The sequence below is a fragment of the Acinetobacter sp. ESL0695 genome (genome assembly GCF_029392135.1).
GTDB lineage: Bacteria > Pseudomonadota > Gammaproteobacteria > Pseudomonadales > Moraxellaceae > Acinetobacter > Acinetobacter pollinis.
The window spans coordinates 115842-133858 of sequence record NZ_CP113932.1 but is presented as its reverse complement, the minus strand read 5'-3'; the positions used below and the strand labels follow the sequence as shown (position 1 = coordinate 133858).

The 18017-nt window shown below is 36.4% G+C and carries 20 protein-coding genes; 11 read left to right on the top strand and 9 right to left on the bottom strand.

What is annotated here, in order from left to right:
- Window positions 1-12: 12 nt before the first annotated feature.
- On the bottom strand, window positions 13-555 hold the full coding sequence (locus OZX61_RS00685; protein WP_277094977.1) for an ankyrin repeat domain-containing protein: 543 nt from the start codon (window positions 553-555) through the stop codon (window positions 13-15).
- A 123-nt stretch (window positions 556-678) separates the two neighbouring features.
- Window positions 679-1026: an HPF/RaiA family ribosome-associated protein gene (locus OZX61_RS00680; RefSeq protein ID WP_195771990.1), complete on the bottom strand. Its 348-nt coding sequence runs from the start codon at window positions 1024-1026 to the stop codon at window positions 679-681.
- Window positions 1027-1385: 359 nt separating this feature from the next.
- Between OZX61_RS00680 and uraD the strand changes: the two genes are divergently transcribed.
- From uraD to OZX61_RS00660, 4 genes are all read left to right on the top strand, one after another.
- A complete protein-coding gene (gene uraD / locus OZX61_RS00675) occupies window positions 1386-1871 on the top strand; it encodes a 2-oxo-4-hydroxy-4-carboxy-5-ureidoimidazoline decarboxylase (protein ID WP_277094976.1) in 486 nt (161 codons plus the stop codon).
- On the top strand, window positions 1868-2194 hold the full coding sequence (uraH, locus tag OZX61_RS00670) for a hydroxyisourate hydrolase (RefSeq protein ID WP_277094975.1): 327 nt from the start codon (window positions 1868-1870) through the stop codon (window positions 2192-2194). Before uraD ends, uraH begins: the two co-directional genes overlap by 4 nt.
- Window positions 2195-2390: 196 nt before the next feature.
- On the top strand, window positions 2391-3260 hold the full coding sequence (locus tag OZX61_RS00665; RefSeq protein WP_277094974.1) for an outer envelope protein: 870 nt from the start codon (window positions 2391-2393) through the stop codon (window positions 3258-3260).
- A gap of 126 nt (window positions 3261-3386) precedes the next feature.
- Complete coding sequence (locus OZX61_RS00660; RefSeq protein WP_195771993.1) at window positions 3387-3824, top strand: hypothetical protein; 438 nt, start codon at window positions 3387-3389, stop codon at window positions 3822-3824.
- Window positions 3825-3881: 57 nt separating this feature from the next.
- Here OZX61_RS00660 and OZX61_RS00655 read toward each other — a convergent pair whose 3' ends face one another.
- Window positions 3882-4634 (bottom strand): carbonic anhydrase family protein, encoded by a 753-nt coding sequence (locus OZX61_RS00655; protein WP_277094973.1) that lies wholly within the window; start codon window positions 4632-4634, stop codon window positions 3882-3884.
- 165 nt (window positions 4635-4799) lie between these two features.
- Entirely contained in the window at window positions 4800-5957 is a 1158-nt protein-coding gene (hpxO, locus tag OZX61_RS00650) for an FAD-dependent urate hydroxylase HpxO (protein ID WP_277094972.1), read from the bottom strand.
- A gap of 202 nt (window positions 5958-6159) precedes the next feature.
- Here hpxO and OZX61_RS00645 point away from each other — a divergent pair, with 202 nt between their 5' ends.
- Entirely contained in the window at window positions 6160-6405 is a 246-nt protein-coding gene (locus tag OZX61_RS00645) for a DUF333 domain-containing protein (RefSeq protein ID WP_195772960.1), read from the top strand.
- Window positions 6406-6443: 38 nt separating this feature from the next.
- Here OZX61_RS00645 and parE read toward each other — a convergent pair whose 3' ends face one another.
- Genes parE through gshA form a run of 4 tightly spaced genes read right to left on the bottom strand, consistent with a single transcriptional unit; the run spans window position 6444 to window position 11068 of the window.
- On the bottom strand, window positions 6444-8324 hold the full coding sequence (parE, locus tag OZX61_RS00640) for a DNA topoisomerase IV subunit B (protein WP_195772959.1): 1881 nt from the start codon (window positions 8322-8324) through the stop codon (window positions 6444-6446).
- Between the two features lie 3 nt (window positions 8325-8327).
- Window positions 8328-8939: a YqiA/YcfP family alpha/beta fold hydrolase gene (locus tag OZX61_RS00635; protein ID WP_277094971.1), complete on the bottom strand. Its 612-nt coding sequence runs from the start codon at window positions 8937-8939 to the stop codon at window positions 8328-8330.
- A gap of 37 nt (window positions 8940-8976) precedes the next feature.
- Entirely contained in the window at window positions 8977-9468 is a 492-nt protein-coding gene (locus OZX61_RS00630; protein ID WP_195772957.1) for a disulfide bond formation protein B, read from the bottom strand.
- A 22-nt stretch (window positions 9469-9490) separates the two neighbouring features.
- A complete protein-coding gene (gene gshA, locus OZX61_RS00625; protein WP_277094970.1) occupies window positions 9491-11068 on the bottom strand; it encodes a glutamate--cysteine ligase in 1578 nt (525 codons plus the stop codon).
- Window positions 11069-11277: 209 nt separating this feature from the next.
- Between gshA and OZX61_RS00620 the strand changes: the two genes are divergently transcribed.
- The 5 genes from OZX61_RS00620 (at window position 11278) to OZX61_RS00600 (ending at window position 16455) form a co-directional block, all read left to right on the top strand.
- Complete coding sequence (locus OZX61_RS00620; protein WP_195772955.1) at window positions 11278-11817, top strand: DUF924 family protein; 540 nt, start codon at window positions 11278-11280, stop codon at window positions 11815-11817.
- A gap of 39 nt (window positions 11818-11856) precedes the next feature.
- Window positions 11857-12435 (top strand): hypothetical protein, encoded by a 579-nt coding sequence (locus OZX61_RS00615; RefSeq protein WP_277094969.1) that lies wholly within the window; start codon window positions 11857-11859, stop codon window positions 12433-12435.
- 16 nt (window positions 12436-12451) lie between these two features.
- Window positions 12452-13753 carry a DUF445 family protein gene (locus tag OZX61_RS00610; RefSeq protein WP_277094968.1) on the top strand — a complete coding sequence of 434 codons (1302 nt, stop codon included), beginning with the start codon at window positions 12452-12454 and terminating at the stop codon, window positions 13751-13753.
- Window positions 13754-13854: 101 nt separating this feature from the next.
- Window positions 13855-15012, top strand: coding sequence for a methionine aminotransferase (locus OZX61_RS00605; protein ID WP_277094967.1), 1158 nt, complete (start codon window positions 13855-13857; stop codon window positions 15010-15012).
- A 78-nt stretch (window positions 15013-15090) separates the two neighbouring features.
- Window positions 15091-16455 (top strand): MATE family efflux transporter, encoded by a 1365-nt coding sequence (locus OZX61_RS00600; RefSeq protein ID WP_277094966.1) that lies wholly within the window; start codon window positions 15091-15093, stop codon window positions 16453-16455.
- Window positions 16456-16497: 42 nt separating this feature from the next.
- Here the strand turns inward: OZX61_RS00600 and OZX61_RS00595 are convergent, their stop codons facing one another.
- Window positions 16498-16971 (bottom strand): GAF domain-containing protein, encoded by a 474-nt coding sequence (locus OZX61_RS00595; protein WP_277094965.1) that lies wholly within the window; start codon window positions 16969-16971, stop codon window positions 16498-16500.
- Window positions 16972-17311: 340 nt separating this feature from the next.
- On the opposite strand from OZX61_RS00595, the gene phoB reads away from it, so the two are divergent.
- The gene (gene phoB / locus OZX61_RS00590) at window positions 17312-18013 is read left to right on the top strand and encodes a phosphate regulon transcriptional regulator PhoB (RefSeq protein WP_196337795.1); all 702 of its coding nucleotides are present in this window, start codon (window positions 17312-17314) and stop codon (window positions 18011-18013) included.
- Window positions 18014-18017: the final 4 nt, after the last annotated feature.

The following is an 18017-nucleotide window of genomic DNA, read 5'->3' as shown; positions in this document are numbered from 1 at the left end:
TATCCAATTTTATTAAATAAGCTCTTTTGACATTTTTGCGCCATGCTCACGTAACATGTCTAATGTGTTTTTTTCTTCTGGTAATGCTTGAGACCAATCAATTTCGTCATAATCACATTCAAAGAATAAATGACTGATCGATGAAAGTATGGTTAGATCATCATCATCTTTAGTATTTGGATCAACTTGCTGTGCAAGCAGACGTTCAACGGCTGGTACACATGCTGCACTTGCTGCATCCCAAAGTGGTCCATAAAACTCATCTGCATCCCAAAGATGAAGATTTGCTTTGGCATCTATTAATAGATCTAACAACGTAAGATGTGGCTGTAGAAGTGTTTGTTTCTCAGTATCTGAAAGCGGTTTTTCATTTTCATACGCCTCACAAACAACTTCCCACCACTGAAAAATACCATCACATACAATAGAAATAGGTGGGCCATTTTCAGGGTCAATAAAGTTAGGATCTAATCCCTGTTGTAATAACGATTGTGTTGTTTCAATGTCTAGCGCTTCAAGAGATTGAATAAATGATTGTTGTTCGGTGGTTAGCATACAGTGCTCACTATAATCTGCTTAGATCTATCTCTACTATCCCTAGCAGTTTATCAAGAAAGTTTCATTTAAACGATAAAAAAGCGCCAAATGGCGCTTTTTATATGAAGGTTCAAAATTTATTTATTCTTCAATAATTTCTAAGCCTTTATGGCTACGAGGGTGGTCTTTTTTCTCAAATAAATGTTCTAAGCTACGTTTAAGACGGTCTAGTGCTCCGTGAATTGCAGCATCAATATTTGCTGCTTTATGTGAAACTGCGACAGGTTTTAGGCCTGCTGGACGCGCTTCAATCATACAACGTAAATCATCATCCCCGCCTTTTGCAGCATTTTCATCGCTTAAATGCACAGAAAAGTGTGTAATTTTTTCGCCATAGCGTTGAAATTTTTCTAGAAGTTCTTCTCGCACATAATTAATTAAACGCTCACTATTTTTAATATTCTTATCAGTACGGATTTCAATATTCATAGTTTATCCTCACTACTTGCGCATGCTATGCGGAATTAATACATCCTTCTTTTTCACACTTTTTTAAATAAATTTAAGGTTTAATACACTTGAAACTTATTTAAAATATTCTGTGTCCTTTTAATTTAATATGAGCCATCTATAAAAATATGCAAGTACATTTTTATAGATTTGATTAAAAGAAGATCAATAGCAACGTGTTACTCTCACAACATCTATATTTCATTACAAACCAATTATATTTAATTACATATTTTGTTTTTCTAATTCATTTTGAGCTAAAAAAACTATAAATACAAAGAATTAGGCATATTTTTTGCTTGTAAAAAACAAGAACTTTAAAGCATTTTAGGTAAGATGTGAATATTCATCAGTTTAATGAAAAATCTTCTGCAGAGATACAAGATCTATTGATCCGTTGTGTCAATATTCCGCATTGGGCTCAACACATTGCATGTCATCGCCCTTATGAAAATAGGCAAAAACTTCTAACGACAGCAAAAATACTTGCGTTAGATTGGACGTGGGATGACATTTTAACTGCACTTCACGCACATCCCAAAATAGGAGAAAAAGATAAAAATTCCAACCATAATTATTCAAGCAAGGAGCAAGCTGATATTTCTCAAAATGCATCAGATCTAGACTTGCTCAAACAAGCAAATCAAAACTATGAAGAAAAATTTGGTTTTATTTTTTTAATTAAAGCCAAAGGACTGACGACTGATCAGGTTTTGGTACAAATTAAGCAACGTTTAAATAACACCATCGATGTAGAAAAAAAATGTGTCCATGAGCAACTTATACTTATTACGCTTCTGCGCTTAGAACAGGAAATATTATGATTAGTACACATATTTTAAATATACAAACAGGCAAACCTGCTCAAGGTGTTAAAGTCCGTTTACTTCATACAAAAACACAAGCCTGTCTTGGAGAAGAGATAACTGATAGCAATGGACGTATTGCAGACTTTCAAATAACTACACCTATTGAAGAGGGTGTATATACACTCGAATATTATGTTAGTCCCTATTTTCAGTTAGAAAATATTGCGTCTTTTTTTCCAAAAATTGATATTACATTTACCATTCATCTGCTCAATGAGCACTATCACGTGCCATTACTTCTTAGTGCACATGCTTATTCTACTTATAGAGGAAGTTAAAAAGTATAAATAACCTTTTAATTTATTTAAAATAATTAAAAAAAGCTATTTTTTTATTTATTTTTTATTACAAATTTTATACATTATGGCTCATTTTTTGCAGAATACGCGTATTCACTGCATTCTCTTTGGCTCAAATCAAGAGAAAAAATTTATACGTTTATTCTGACCATTAGGTCTCTACATGGTGTCATATATGATGTCTTTCTTTAAAAAGTCTGTTACAGCAATTGCCTTTTCTTCTATTGCTCTTCTCTCTTCTTCAGCCTTTGCACTCACATGGAGTGATAATGCAATTGGCTGGCGTTATGGAAGTGATTTTGCAGAACCCTATAAAAACAATGCAGATGGTTCGAGAATGGATATTACAAAACAGATTTATTCATTCACACATAGCAGTGGTTATCGTTATGGTACTAACTTTTTAAATGTAGACTTTTTACAATCATCAAAAGAAATCTATGGTGGACAAGGTTCAGACCAATTTGAACGTGGAACACAAGAAGCATATTTGGTTTATAGAAATAATATCGATCTAGGTGCTGTTTTTAAGAAAGATTTTTCATCTAAAGGAATTCGTGGCTATGCATTAACTGCAGGGCTAGATTGGAATACAAAAAACGATTCATACGGTTCTAAAAAGCGTATGTGGGTTGTTGGGCCAACCATTAATTTCGATGTACCTGGTTTTCTTAGTCTAAGTGCACTTGCTTTCTTTGAAAGTAACCAACCTAAAGGTTTAGGTCATCGTTATTCATATGACCCACATGCTGCATTTCAGCTTACATGGGGCATCCCTCTTGGAAATACACCTTTATCTTTTGAAGGTTATGCCCTATGGATCGACTCCAAAGGTAAAAATGAATACGGTGGTAAGACATCACCAGAAACCAATATCGATGCAATGGTTATGTATGATCTAAGTACATTATGGGGCAAAAAAGATAAAACCTTACGTGCAGGTTTTGAATATCAGTACTGGCACAACAAATTTGGAAATCCAACTGATGGAAATGCAGGTGCAACTGCAAATACACCAATGGTGCGTGTAGACTATCACTTCTAAATAAACATTATATTTTATTATTAAATGTCAATTACATTTATGTTTTAAGCACGTAAAATTATCCCTAAAGCAGTTTTGCTTTGGGGATTTTTTATTTTAGCATTTAACTTAACTTTAGAGAAAAACATGAAAGTAAATCTAGCCATACTGGCACTTTTTATTAGCACACCACTTTTTGCTGATACCACGCTTTTTCAATGTACCACTGCGAATGATAAAGAGTTACTGGTCACGATGAACTCGTCAAGCGTCTCTTACAAATTCGGATACACCTTAACGAATCCTGAGCTTTCATTTACTCTTCCAAATACCAAAGTAAACTATGGTGTAAGTAACAAGCCGTCTAACCAGTACAGTGTATATAGCCTAGACATGCCAAATGGCGATACTACGTACCGTATATATTCTAAATATTCTGAATATTCACGCCAACTCGATATCGACTCAGGAATTTCTGTTATTAAAAATGGGAAAGAATTGGCTCATATTCCTTGTATGAATAAATCTTATTATGATTATGTAGATAGCTTAGATAGTAACCGCTTATCTTATATCTTTTACTAAGTAGCCTCATGAAATGATTTCTCTTACATTGTTGTAGTAAGAGAAATCAGACTGATATTAATCTTCTATAATTATTCTGCCATGCGTGGGTTGAATAGGACGATGGTTATCTTGGTTTTTCAGTAAAACTTTAAATGTTTTTAGTTGTTGCTCAGAAATGGTTAATGGGTTTTTCAGAACAACCCAGTTCACACCCTCAGAACAAGGAGGTGTCGTTAAAGACCCTGAGAAACGATAATAGTCTAAATTTTTAGGAAGAAGTTTATTCAAATTGACTTCATGCGATAAATGTCGATCGTCATTTTCTTTACTTGATAAATCTATCCATAATTTATCCCATTCTGGATTTTTTTCACCTAAAACAAACATCACAGCCAATACTGTCAGATCACCCTGAGCATTTGCATTTACAAAATGTAATTCTAAAGGATAACTCTTTCCTTCAATTTGGTTTTCACTTGGCGTATGAAAATGAAATTGTTTTAAAAAGAATTTCTGACCATCTAATATAACGTAGTCGCTTTGATCATCTTTTTTAGTATTGACCTGAACTGTATGACCGTTAAATATAATGTCATTAGGCGACACTTTATATTGAATATTTAATTTGTGCTTAATTACACTTTTATAAGTATTCCTAATATCGATTGGTGTTTGATTTTTACCACTACTACATTCTTTAAAATTTTCATTCAACTCTCCCCAATGCTCAGGTGAAATTTCATGATCGTAACCCCAGTGTATGGTTTCAGATGCAACAGTAAATGTACTTAAACCAAAAACTAAACTACCCAATAAAAAAGATTTCATTTCAAAATACTCTATTTAGTCAATCACTATCATTCATTGTTCAATAGTCACTCAAACTTTACCTCTATATTCTTAATCATTTATTTAAATATTAGATAAATAAATCATTAAAATTAAATATAATGAAAAATAGATCACACTTCTAATAAAACTACAATTATTCTGTTAGTCGAGTACATTTCCTATAATATTACTTAAAATTCCTTTCATAATATTTTCTCCTTTCTCCTTTCTCAGCTCGCTGTACCAAGCTTGTGTTATATCACTGTCTTTCATATGCGTAATATCACAACGTTTTCTAGCACGTAACACCATTTCTTTCGCTCGCTCATTACGTTTGCTTTGGTATCGACTCAATGCATCTACTATCCCTAAGCTGTTAACTTGTAATGCACGTGCAAGATAAATTGCATCTTCCATCGCCTGACAACCGCCTTGACCAATATCAGGGGTTGTACTGTGTGCAGCATCTCCAATAAGTACAACATGCCCCTTATAAAACTTTAAAAAAGGTTCAATATCATGAATTTCTACGCGATTTGTTTTTTCTACATCAATATGTTGGATAAGTCGTTGAACCTGAGGGCACCAACCCTCAAAATAGTCTTCCAAATCTGAACGATACGTTTGCTTATTATTTTCTAGTCCTACTGGCAGTGGTACATCAAAGAAAAAATAAAAACGCCCATCGGAAACAGGCATTAAGGACACACGTTTGCCATCTGCAACATAAGTCGTCCACTGATGTTGTGGTGCTATTTCTTCACTTGCCTTTACTAAACCATTCCAATTTACATAACCTGCGTAACGGCGCGAAACCTGCTCACCTAATACATAACGCCGTGTCATAGAGTGCGTACCATCTGCACCAATTAATAAATCTGCCGAATCTTTTCTACCATCTTCAAATGTGAAGTGAACACAATTTTTATGCTCCTCTAAAGCAATTACTTTTGTACCTAAATGGATATTTTCATGACCGAATTCATCCATGAGCATCCGTTGTAATTCTGCCCGAGAAACAGGGTACGGCCGTTGACCTGAATCTTGAATGAGTGGCATAAGACTAAATGCCGTCATTACATCTCCATGAATTCCATCAACATAAGATAAATGATCCATTTGGCCACCTAAAGCAGCGACTTTATCCTTCAAACCCAAATAGTTTAGGCATTTAACGCCATTCGGCCATAAAGAAATTGCTGCACCTACTGGTCTTATTTCTTTCACTTGTTCATAAATAATAACGTCGTAACCGAATTTTTTTAGTGCAATTCCAGCCGTTAAACCTGCAATACCTGCACCAATAATGACAATTTTCATTTAAGTATGCCTTATTTTAGATATTTAAAGTTTTATATAGCGAGAAATATGCCACTGTGTAGCAACACCTGAAGAAAAAGCGTTATTGAATGAAATAAGAATATATTTTATACAGTTTTATAAAAGCATGCTTTAGAAAATTTACAGTTTGATCTGCATAGATCAGTTATATTTTTTATAAGTATAAAGTAGATATTTGACGATGAAAAAATTATTAGTATTTGGTGTTATCTGTATAGGTATTTCTCTTAGTGCATGTAATAGCCTGCCATCCCTACACAAGAAACAACGTATAGGTATGGCCAATCCTGCAAGTGAATACTGTGTCGAACAACAGGGTAAACTTAAACAACTCAAAGATGCCTATGGCAATGTCAGTTTTAACTGTAAATTACCAAATGGTGTAGAAAAGAACGAGTGGGATCTTTACCGCGAAAACCATCGCTAACGATAAAAAAAAACGGCATTTTATGCCGTTTTTTATGATTAAGCTGTAATGTCAGCAAGATTACCTTTTTGTTCCAACCATTGTTTACGATCTGGTGAGCGTTTTTTAGCAAGTAGTTTGTCTAACAAACCTGCTGTAAATTGAGCATCATCTAAATCTAATTGCACCAAACGACGCGTATCAGGGTCCATTGTCGTTTCTCGAAGCTGACTGGCGTTCATCTCGCCTAATCCTTTAAATCGAGTAATTTGCGGATTCTTTGTTTTGGTACGGCTAAGTGTTGCATTTAGCTCATTTTCATCAAGCGCATAATGTACATCTTTTCCATCATCTATACGAAACAGTGGTGGCATTGCCACATATAAATGGCCTGCCTCGACCAACGTCGTAAAGTGCTTCACAAATAATGCACACAATAACGTTGCGATATGCAATCCATCAGAGTCGGCATCAGCCAAGATACAAATTCGGCCATAACGCAATTCAGATAAATCGTCACTTCCCGGATCAACACCAATCGCAATTGCAATATCATGAACTTCTTGTGAGGCTAAAACTTCATCTGAAGCCACTTCCCACGTATTTAAGATTTTTCCTCGAATTGGCATAACTGCCTGAAAATTCTTATCGCGTGCTTGCTTTGCACTGCCACCTGCAGAATCACCTTCGACAATAAACAATTCACTTTCTTCTCGAGTCTGTCCCACACAGTCTGCAAGCTTTCCAGGTAATGCTGGCCCCGATACAATTTTTTTACGCTGTACTTTTTTGGCAGCTTTTAAACGACGACCTGCTTTTGCAATAACAATTTCTGCAAGCTGTATAGCAACTTCTGAGTTCTGATTTAACCATAAGGTAAATGCATCTTTTGCAATATTTAAAACAATGCCCGATGCCTCTCGACTTGAAAGACGCTCTTTCGTTTGTCCTGAAAATTGTGGTTCTTGAAATTTTAAGGAAAGAATATAGTTTACACCGTCCCATACATCTTCTGCAGAGAGCTTTAGATTTCTCGGTAAAAGATTTCTTAATTCACAAAATTCACGTAGTGCTTCAGTTATACCTGAACGCAAGCCATTTACATGTGTTCCACCTTGCGCTGTTGGAATAAGGTTTACATAGCTTTCTTGAACTTGTTCACCACCATCGACATTCCAACATAATGCAAACTCACAACTTGCACGTTCTGCATCACCTTGTGTCACAAACACAGGAGTTGGCAAAATTTCACGATCTTGAACCTCATCCATCAGATAATCGACAAGACCATTTTCAAACTGCCACTCTATTTTTTCATTATTAATTTCATCAATATAAATAATTTGTAAACCAGCAGCCAACACTGCTTTTGCTTTTAAATTATGTTTTAGTGCTTTGAGTGCAAATTTAGGACTATCAAAATATTTTGCTTCTGGCCAAAAATGGACACGTGTACCAGATGCACGCTTGGGTGCCTTCCCTTCCAAGACTTCAAGCGCTGCAACAGGTTCGCCATGTTCGAAAGCCATTTTATATAAAGCGCCTTGACGCTGAACTTCCACCTCTACACGTGTAGATAATGCATTTACTACTGAAATTCCTACACCATGTAAACCACCTGAAAACTGATAGTTGTCCGTACTAAATTTTCCACCAGCATGAAGCTTAGTAAGAATAATTTCTATACCACTTTGACCATATTCTGGATGAATATCTACAGGCATCCCACGTCCATTATCTTGTACAGACAGCGAGCCATCTTTATATACTGTTACAGTAACTTTATTTGCATGCCCTGCAAGTGCCTCATCTACTGCATTATCAATAACTTCTTGTGCTAAATGGTTTGGGCGTGTTGTGTCTGTATACATACCCGGACGACGACGAACAGGATCTAAACCAGATAAGACTTCTAGGGATTGGGCTGTATATTGTGACACGTTTTATATATTCCTTAATGAGAGGTGTTGCAACAAAAATACGAGTAGCATGGGAATCTTTTCAGCAAAATTATCCATGACATGATTGCCACCGCATTCTGTCATTATCATACTAGAAATTTTGCGCTCACCATAATAATCTTGTGTTGCCTTATAATCCAAAGTTGCATCGCCTTGTTGCAGTAACACCAACAGTTTGCTTAGGTCTTGAACATCGGTAGTATCATATTGTTTCAATGACTGAATATCTTTAAGCGTTAATGACCAGTTTGGTGTAACTTCATAAGGCAATTGATCTAACCCAATATGCGTCTCAAAGAGTTGCCATGGACGGATGACTGGGTTAATTAAAACACCTGAACAATCATAATGGTGCGCCAAATAAGTTGCATAAAAACCACCTAAGCTACTGCCAACAAAACAAATATGCTCTCGTTTATATTTTGCATCAATTTGTTTTTTGATCTGTTCAATAACAAGTTGTGGAGGAAAATTGAGATCGGGTAAATGTACTTGTATATGAGGATATGCTGTCTTGCAATATCTTTGTAAAAGTGTACCTTTTACAGAGTTGGCTTGGCTTTTAAAGCCATGTAAATAAAAAATATGATACATAATAAATAAAAAAACCACCTCAAAGGTGGTTCTTACTTTAAAGTTTACGGAACATTTGCCAAAAACAAAGAATGGTTAAACAGGCAAAAAATACAATAGATAACTCAGGCAATGAAAAACCAAATAATGTCCAATCAATTTTGGCACACTCACCTGAACCGGTGAACACTTGTGCAAGTACATCTTTCATTGGAAAAACGTCAATTAAATAGTTCAAACCAGGGCCACAACTTGGCACTTGATCCGCAGGTAAATGCTGTATCCAAATATGTCTTGCAGCAACACCAGTCGACCAAATAACACCTAAACTGGCAAGCAACGCATAAATGCGCTTCATTATATTACTTTTAGGATGGTGTAAAAATGCAATTAAGGCAACTACGCCCGTTGCAATGAGTCCTACACGTTGAAAAATACATAAAGGACATGGCTGTAAGTGCTTTACATGCTCTAAATAAAGTGCAAAAGACATTCCTATAATACTGGCTAAAACCAGTAATCCATTCACGAGACGATAGCTTACTTTCACGCTTTACTTTCTCACTCTGCTATTAGCGAAACTTATTCAAATATTCTTTAAAAGTTTCAGTTGAGGCTTGCTCTAAAGCCAACTGATCTTGCTGAGAGATAGTAACAAGTTTGTCAAAATATTGCTGTTTCTCGGCTGTAATTTGATGTGTGTCATATATTTTAGCATGCTGTGCTGCCAAGTGACCGCCAAAACGACGTGTTCCACCATGAATTTTCATGTCTTCAATCACTTGAGCTGATGGCGTTTTTTCTGGTGTTTGAATGCGCAACAACATGTCATTTAAGGCTGGTTTGTACAAAGGCTTATTTAAATCTTGATCGAATAAATTTGCCAAAGGTTGCATAGCAGTTAAGTGCTCATATAGCCAATCTATTGCAGAAATTGAACCTTGTTCCATATCTAACATTAAATTTTCAGCACGTCCTTGCTCTACAATTTTACTTTGATTCTGCTCTATACGTGTTTGTTCATCTTCTGAAATCTCAGGACTATCAAGGAGTAAACAATATAACGCGATCAGTTCAAGAAATGCAGCACTATTGGCCTCAATACCAATAGGACTATACGGGTCTACATCGACTGCACGTAACTCAACATAAGCAACGCCTCGATTTTCCAATGCCTGTGATGGCGTTTCATTCCCTTTTGGTGTTTGCTTTGGACGAATAAGACTGTAGTACTCATTTTCTATTTGTAATGTATGATCATTAATTTGAAGAGGTTCACCATACTCATCATCTAAACCTAACTTAGAAAAAGGCGCATATGGCTTTTTAACCGCTTGCTGAATACCCTCTAAGTATCCTGTTAAATTATTGTAATGAATTCCTAATTTTTTCTGTGCAGAGTTTTGATAACCATGTTTCCCCATGCGCAGTGCTGTGGCGTATGGTAAATGTAATGAACCTGCAACTAATGGTTGTAGATGATGGTTTTGCCCAATTAAAAAACTACCACACACAGTAGGACTGGCACCAAGTAAAAAAATAACAATTGGTGTCAAACGTATAAAATTACGAATCAGACCAAAATAACGACTGCTCTTGTAATCTTGTAAACTCAATGCTTGAAGCGCTGGATCTGTTTCATGTGCTTGTAATTGTTTAAATAATTCATCTGGAAAAGATATATTATAATGTACGCCAGAGATGGTTTGCATTCTACGCCCATATCGTATGGCTAAGCCTTTTCGATATAAGGTTTTAAATTTTCCTATATTTGAACTGCCATATTGTGCAAATGGAATATTTTCTTCATCTTCATCTAACATGCACGGCATAGACATCGGCCAGAGTTTTTCACCCTCAGGCAAATTTTGATGTGCAATACAATGAAGATCTTTTAGATAGGCCAATACCTTTTCAATAGAAGGCTCAGGAGGTGTAATAAACTCCATCAATGCCTCAGAATAGTCAGTCGTAATATGAGGATGTGTTAACGCAGAACCGAGACTTTGAGGATGTGGTTTTTTTGAAAGATAGCCATCACTTTGCATACGCAGGCTTTCACGCTCTATACCACGTAAAGTTCCCTGAAGCATTGATGCGTCTACCCAAGCTGGCACTATAGAATGAGAACTTGCTTTGGGTTGACTCATAGTATTCCTCACTTTAATTTTTCGCTGTCTATTTGTTTCGTTGTTTATATTGCATGAATACCACAAAATACTACGTAAAATCATGCCAATTTCGTGTAGTTTTTGAAGGACAACATACGTCTAAATCATATTTAAATCGTAAAACTATACAATATCAAGATCTACATTCATGATCGAATAAAAATATACACCATTTCATTGGGTCTGCTATGAACAAAGATACTATTTTAGATTTTTGGTTTAATACTGAACACAAACCACTATGGTTTGTAAAAGATACACAATTTGATCAAAAAATTGCAGATCAATTCCAAAAAATTCATCATCAAGCATCACAAGCTGAGTTATGGTCATGGAGAACCACCGCTGAAGGGCGTTTAGCAGAAATTATTATTCTTGATCAGTTCTCTAGAAATATTTTTAGAGATCGGCCTCAAGCATTTGCTCAAGATGCGCTTGCACTTGCGCTGGCGCAAGAAGCGATTTCTTTAAGAGTAGATGAAGCACTCTCAAGTGAGGCACGTTCATTTCTATATATGCCATTTATGCACAGTGAGTCAGAAGTTATCCACATGCATGCTGTACGCTTATTTGAGGCATTGGGGAATCCGCTCAATTTAGCGTTTGAGCATAAGCATAAAGTGATTATCGATCGATTTGGAAGATACCCACATCGAAATCAAATCTTAGGCCGTTCATCGACTGCAGAAGAAATTCAATTTCTGACTGAACCAGACAGCCACTTTTAAAATCGTGTGTGGTCAACCACTATCGTTTGGAGTATAAAGATGATTAAAAAAACCGTTCCATGTTTGGTTTTAGCCATAACCGTAAGCCTCTCAGGTTGTATGACAACATTTGAAAAACCACGCACCTTTGACCAGTTGGGACATTTTTCGAGTTATCCACTGAATCAAAGTACTTTCCGTGTGAGCTTTAAGACTAGTCCTAATATGAGCTATGGCACAGCACAAGAAATTACGCTTCTAAAAGCAGCTCAAATTGCTGTTCAAAACGGTTTTGGTGCGTTTAAAGTCTTAAATGATCCGAGTAACCGTAATCAGCCACCAAGACAAACCGTAGTTTACCCTGCTCCACCTCCAATGTTTGGAGGTCCCTACGGTTTTTACAGACCAGGTCCAGGTTTTGGTTATGGTCCTTGGAATGACTTTCCTGAAGTTGTTAATCTTGATCCGACCGAGGTTTCATATACGATTGAATGTTATAAAGAACCTGAAAACACCCCAAAAGATGCATTTAATGCAGGACTTATTTTACAATCCCTTGGTGCAAAATATGGTGTTGCCCCTAATGGTCAGGTCTTACCACCCATTCAGCCACCACAACGCCACGCACCACCAAAATAAATAAGAGGATACGCCTATGGAGACAACCACAACTTCTACTCATTTAAAACGTAGTCAAAGACTGGCCACCATGGCACTTGTGACTGCCATTTTGGTTTGGATTGTCTTCATGGTCGCTGCAAAACTCTTTCCAGAATATGCATGGTGGATACATATTCTCATGCTTGCTGCCGAGGCTGGTGTGGTCGGTGGCTTTGCAGACTGGTATGCAGTTACGGTCTTATTTCGGAATCCTTTTGGGAAAATTCCCATTCCACATTTTCTAAGAGACCATACGGAAATTATTCCTCGAAATAAAGCACGTATTGCCGAATCTATGGGTAGGTTTGTACAGGAAAACTTTTTATCACCTCAAATTGTAGAAAAAAGTCTAAGTAAAACTGACCTCACCTTAAGTATTGGACAATGGTTAGAGAATCCAAATAATAGTACACAGGTCACCCAAGTTGTACAACAAACCCTCCCTAAAGTATTCGATTTTGTAGAGCAAGAACAAATTGCTCAATTCATTCAAAATAACAGTGTGCAGTGGATTCAGAATACTAAAATTAATCGTCTTGCCAGTGAGATGCTTCACTCTATTTTAGACAATGATTTTCATCAGGATGTATTACAACGTGCTTTAGATTATTCACATGAGTGGGTACTTAAATACCCTGAAAAAACCCGTGATATTGTCACTCGTATTTTTAAAGAAATGGGAATTTTAAAACTTTCTAAAGGCGTAAGTTGGCTTGGCATTGATATGGAGCAACGTACTGTTGACAGTTTCATGCACAAACTTGAGGAAATACTAAAAGATCCAGAACATCCATGGCGACAACACATAGAAGACTATGGACAGTCACTCATTGGTGAACTTAAAAACGATGAAAGTGCAGTAAGCATGCGTTTAAATTCAGGCAAAAATGCATTATTAGAAAACCCTCACGTCCTTAATTTTATGACTGGTGCTGTGGTTATTTTGTTTAATGCCATTAAAGAGGATTTACTGAAAGAAAACTCTGGTATTGCCATGAATATGCGTGCAGCGATTGAACTTGTAGGTAAAAACCTTGCCGAAAGTAAAGAGGTTCGACAATTACTTAATACTCGGCTTATTACGCTTGCCACCTATTTTAGTGACCAATATAGCGATAAAGTCATTCGTTTTATTAGTCAGCGTATTCATGAGTGGGACTCTACGGAAATGATTGCCAAAATTGAAAACTCCGTTGGTGGTGATCTACATATGATTCGTGTAAACGGCGTCATTGTAGGTGCATTTATTGGTTTAATCCTTGGTGTTATTCGTGCATTGGTCGATTATCTTTTATAGTTAGATTATATTTTTATTATGTCATGGATGACGTACAGAAAAATATACTGCATGATGTAGGAAAACCATTCTAAATATAACAATAGCATTTAGGCAAAATCATGCATATACCTGAACCCAAACTGCCACAACAAGGCACAACCATCTTTTCTGTAATGTCTGCGTTAGCACAACGTCTAAATGCTTTAAATGTATCACAAGGCTTTCCAGATTTTGCTGCACCTCCTCAACTTTTAGAATATCTCGCAAAAGCGACCTTAGATGGGCATAACCAATACCCCTCAGGAGATGGTCTTCTTAAACTTCGTGAGCAAGTCGCTCAGATTTTTCACCATCGAAATCAGGTTCATTTAGATCCAATCTCAGAAGTTACAGTCACAGCAGGCGCAACGATTGCTTTACATAGTGCCATACAAGCGTTTGTTCATGCTGGCGACGAAGTTATTGTATTCGATCCAAGTTATGACAGTTATGGGCCTGCCATTCAGTTGGCACAAGGAGTTGCCAAGCATATATCACTCAAGTCTCCAGATTTCCATGTAGATTGGCAACAAGTAAAAGATACCATTACCTCAAAAACATGCATGATTATTGTCAATACACCGCATAATCCAACTGGTGCGATTTGGTCAAAGGAAGATTGGCAAACACTCATCGAACTTATTCAAGACACCAAGATTATTGTGCTGTCAGATGAGGTATACGAACATATTATTTTCGATAAACAACGTCACTATAGTGCTTTTTCTTTTGAGTCACTACGCAATAGAAGTTTAGTGGTTGGTTCTTTTGGAAAAACCTTCCATGTGACAGGATGGAAAACTGGCTACTGCGTTGGTTCATCTCATTTAATGCAGCAATTTCGACAAGTTTATCAATTTGCGTGTTTCTGTGGTGTATCACCTGTACAAGTCGCACTTAGTCAGTTTATCGAACATTGCCCTGAGCATATCGAAAACCTTGCTTCTTTTTATCAGAATAAACGCGATTACTTTATCAATGGTCTAAAGGAAACCTCTTTTAAACTACAACCTACCCAAGGAACTTATTTTCAGTTACTCGATTATAGTTCCATTAGACCGGATTTATCTGACTATGAAATGTGCCAATATCTTGCACATGAATATAAAATTGTGACTATTCCTTTGTCTGCATTTTATAAAGTGCCCCCACAATCTTCAAGACTTGTCCGTCTATGCTTTGCAAAGAAACAGACTACATTAGACCAAGCCATTCACATTCTAGAGAAAATAAAATAAGCACCTATTACAAAGCAAAGCTGTACCAACACACACAGAAGTCTTAAAATTATACCCTTTAGTCAATAGGTCAGTTTTATGCAGCAAAGCCCTTTGGTAACTGGCCAAAAGCTCTGGAAATCATTTTTCTTATTTTTGCTTCCACTGATCGCAACCAATATTTTACAAAACTTGTCCATGACCATTAATACAGTTTTTGTCGGTCAATTACTTGGTGTACATGCTGTTGCTGCGGTTGCTGTTTTTTTTCCAATTCTATTTTGTCTTTTAGCATTTATGATTGGGCTTTCTGCAGGTGCCAGTATTTTAGTGGGTCAAGCATGGGGGGCTGGTAATTTAGAAACTGTTCGTCGTGCCGTAGGCTCAACTATTTTTATGACTGTGATCTCGGGTATAATTATTGCAATACTAGGCCTGACGTTTACACACCCACTTTTACACGTGCTTGGGGTTGCACCCGATGTATCACATCTGGCTGAACCTTATATACGTAGTATGCTGATTGGTAGTCCCTTACTGTTTTTATATATTGTTTATACATCACTCTTACGGGGTGTAGGAGATAGCATCACACCCTTGGTATCACTTGCGATGACCAGCCTACTTGGCCTATTTATTACACCTGCGCTAATTAAAGGTTATTTAGGATTACCCCAATTGGGCATTATCTCTCCTGCAATCGCCTCAATTGTTGGAAACTTTGCAGTCCTTTTATTTCTAGCATTCTATTTAAATAAAAAACAACATCCTCTTCGTCCCAATAAAGCACTCCTTAAAGAAGTAAAACATCACGCTCAACTCAGTAAAACTATTTTAAAATTAGGGGTACCCACAGGTATTCAAATGATTACAGCATCTATTGCCGGACTAGTGGTCATTCGTCTTGTAAACTCTTTTGGTGCAGATGCAACGGCGGCTTATGGTGCATTAAACCAAGTCATTAACTATATTCAATTTCCGGCTTTCTCAATTGCAATTGCAGCATCTATATTTGCCGCACAAGCCATTGGTGCAGGAAAAGCAGAGCTTTTGTCAAAAGTCACCAAAACAGCACTTTTTATGAATTTAGCTATTACAGGGTCATTGGTCACACTTGCTTATTTATTTTCTCGTCATTTAATGACGCTTTTTATCACAGATCCCAACGTTGTTGCTTTAGGCCAAAAACTTCTTTTTACTATTTTATGGGCTATCTTATTTTTAGGAACCAATGCAGTGTTTGCATCAATTATGCGTGCATCAGGTACAGTTACACCACCTATGCTTATTAATATTGCAACCATCTTTATTATAGAGGTACCGTGTGCATATCTGTTCAGCCACTTTTGGGGGTTACAGGGCATTTGGTTTGCGTATGCACTTTCTTTTGTCAGTCTAAGTATTTTTCAGTTTTCTTATTATCAGTTTGTTTGGAAGAAAAAAGCCATTCGTAAATTGGTTTAGCTGAGTAGAAGGTATACTTTTAAAGGTATACCTCTTAAGACTTTAAAACCGAATGGCGTCAATTACTTCTTGTAAATATTGTGCATCAATTTCATCAAATGTATTTAACGCACTACTGTCTATATCTAATACACCCAAGCATGTTCCATTTCTTAAAATTGGTAAAACAATTTCAGATTTTGAATGTGAACTACATGCAATATGCCCCGGGTAAGCATCTACATCTGGAACAATAAGTACTTTTGACTGTTCCCATGCATCTCCACAAACACCACGACCTTTTGCAATACGTGTGCACGCAATAGGTCCTTGGAATGGTGCAAGAACCAATTCATTGTCTTTTACTAAGTAAAAACCGACCCAAAACCAGTTAAATTGCTCTTTTAGTGCAGCAACAATATTTGCTAAATTTGCCACTAAATCTGTTTCATCGGCAATAATTGCTAAAATTTGAGGAATAATATCTTTATATTGCTCTATTTTACTTCCTTCAGTGATCTTTAAATCTTCAGCCATACCAATACCGTAATATAAAATGAATATATAATGCAGTTTAACCATTTATAAAAATATAGAAAATTGGTTTTTAAAATACAAAAAAATAAAGAAATAAAAGATAAATTAAATATTTTTTATAAAAAAATAATAAAATCAAAAACTTAAATTAATAATTTCAATTTGTCTCTAGTTTTGTCAAAAAAATGTCATTTAATATTCATTAAGGTCGTATGATTTTGTCATAAAAAAACATTAAAATGTTACATCCTTACCACTCTTGCAATAATACTGTCACAATAAATCTTTGTAATACTCACCTATAAGGTTTAATGAAATTGTTCATATAGGATATTGCGTAGTGAAAGAGGATTATATTTTAATTGTCGACGATGAATTGCCAATTCGTGAAATGATTCATACATCATTAGATATGGCAGGTTATCAATGTCTACAAGCAGAAGATGCCAAGCAAGCACATCAAATGATTGTAGATCGTCGTCCATCTTTGGTACTACTTGACTGGATGTTACCGGGTGGATTAAGTGGTGTAGATCTATGCTATCGTCTAAAACGAGATGAGACTTTGGCTGAAATTCCTGTCATTATGCTGACAGCACGTGGTGAAGAAGACCATAAAGTACAAGGGCTAGATGCTGGTGCAGATGATTACATGACGAAGCCATTTTCAACACGTGAACTTATTTCTCGCATTAAAGCTGTTTTACGTCGCTCAAGTGCATTAAGTGGTGAAAAATCTATCGATGCCAATGGATTAATTCTTGATCCTGTAAGTCAACGCGTGAGCTTTAATGACAATATCTTAGATATGGGCCCAACAGAATATCGTTTGCTTGCATTTTTTATGACACATGCAGAACGTGCTTATACACGCGCTCAGCTTCTAGACCATGTTTGGGGTGGAAGTGTCTATATTGAAGACCGTACTATTGACGTGCACATTCGCCGTTTACGTAAAATTTTAGAACCATTTGGTGCCGATAAATTTGTTCAAACTGTTCGTGGAACAGGTTATCGTTTTTCAACACGCACCGATGCTTAATCTT

Bases quoted from the DNA above. Each gene is read 5' to 3' on its own strand.
- OZX61_RS00685 (WP_277094977.1), bottom strand. From the start codon at position 555: ATGCTAACCACCGAACAACAATCATTTATTCAATCTCTTGAAGCGCTA.
- OZX61_RS00680 (WP_195771990.1), bottom strand. From the start codon at position 1,026: ATGAATATTGAAATCCGTACTGATAAGAATATTAAAAATAGTGAGCGT.
- uraH (WP_277094975.1), top strand. From the start codon at position 1,868: ATGATTAGTACACATATTTTAAATATACAAACAGGCAAACCTGCTCAA.
- OZX61_RS00665 (WP_277094974.1), top strand. From the start codon at position 2,391: ATGATGTCTTTCTTTAAAAAGTCTGTTACAGCAATTGCCTTTTCTTCT.
- OZX61_RS00660 (WP_195771993.1), top strand. From the start codon at position 3,387: ATGAAAGTAAATCTAGCCATACTGGCACTTTTTATTAGCACACCACTT.
- OZX61_RS00655 (WP_277094973.1), bottom strand. From the start codon at position 4,634: ATGAAATCTTTTTTATTGGGTAGTTTAGTTTTTGGTTTAAGTACATTT.
- hpxO (WP_277094972.1), bottom strand. From the start codon at position 5,957: ATGAAAATTGTCATTATTGGTGCAGGTATTGCAGGTTTAACGGCTGGA.
- OZX61_RS00645 (WP_195772960.1), top strand. From the start codon at position 6,160: ATGAAAAAATTATTAGTATTTGGTGTTATCTGTATAGGTATTTCTCTT.
- OZX61_RS00635 (WP_277094971.1), bottom strand. From the start codon at position 8,939: ATGTATCATATTTTTTATTTACATGGCTTTAAAAGCCAAGCCAACTCT.
- gshA (WP_277094970.1), bottom strand. From the start codon at position 11,068: ATGAGTCAACCCAAAGCAAGTTCTCATTCTATAGTGCCAGCTTGGGTA.
- OZX61_RS00620 (WP_195772955.1), top strand. From the start codon at position 11,278: ATGAACAAAGATACTATTTTAGATTTTTGGTTTAATACTGAACACAAA.
- OZX61_RS00615 (WP_277094969.1), top strand. From the start codon at position 11,857: ATGATTAAAAAAACCGTTCCATGTTTGGTTTTAGCCATAACCGTAAGC.
- OZX61_RS00610 (WP_277094968.1), top strand. From the start codon at position 12,452: ATGGAGACAACCACAACTTCTACTCATTTAAAACGTAGTCAAAGACTG.
- OZX61_RS00605 (WP_277094967.1), top strand. From the start codon at position 13,855: ATGCATATACCTGAACCCAAACTGCCACAACAAGGCACAACCATCTTT.
- OZX61_RS00600 (WP_277094966.1), top strand. From the start codon at position 15,091: ATGCAGCAAAGCCCTTTGGTAACTGGCCAAAAGCTCTGGAAATCATTT.
- OZX61_RS00595 (WP_277094965.1), bottom strand. From the start codon at position 16,971: ATGGCTGAAGATTTAAAGATCACTGAAGGAAGTAAAATAGAGCAATAT.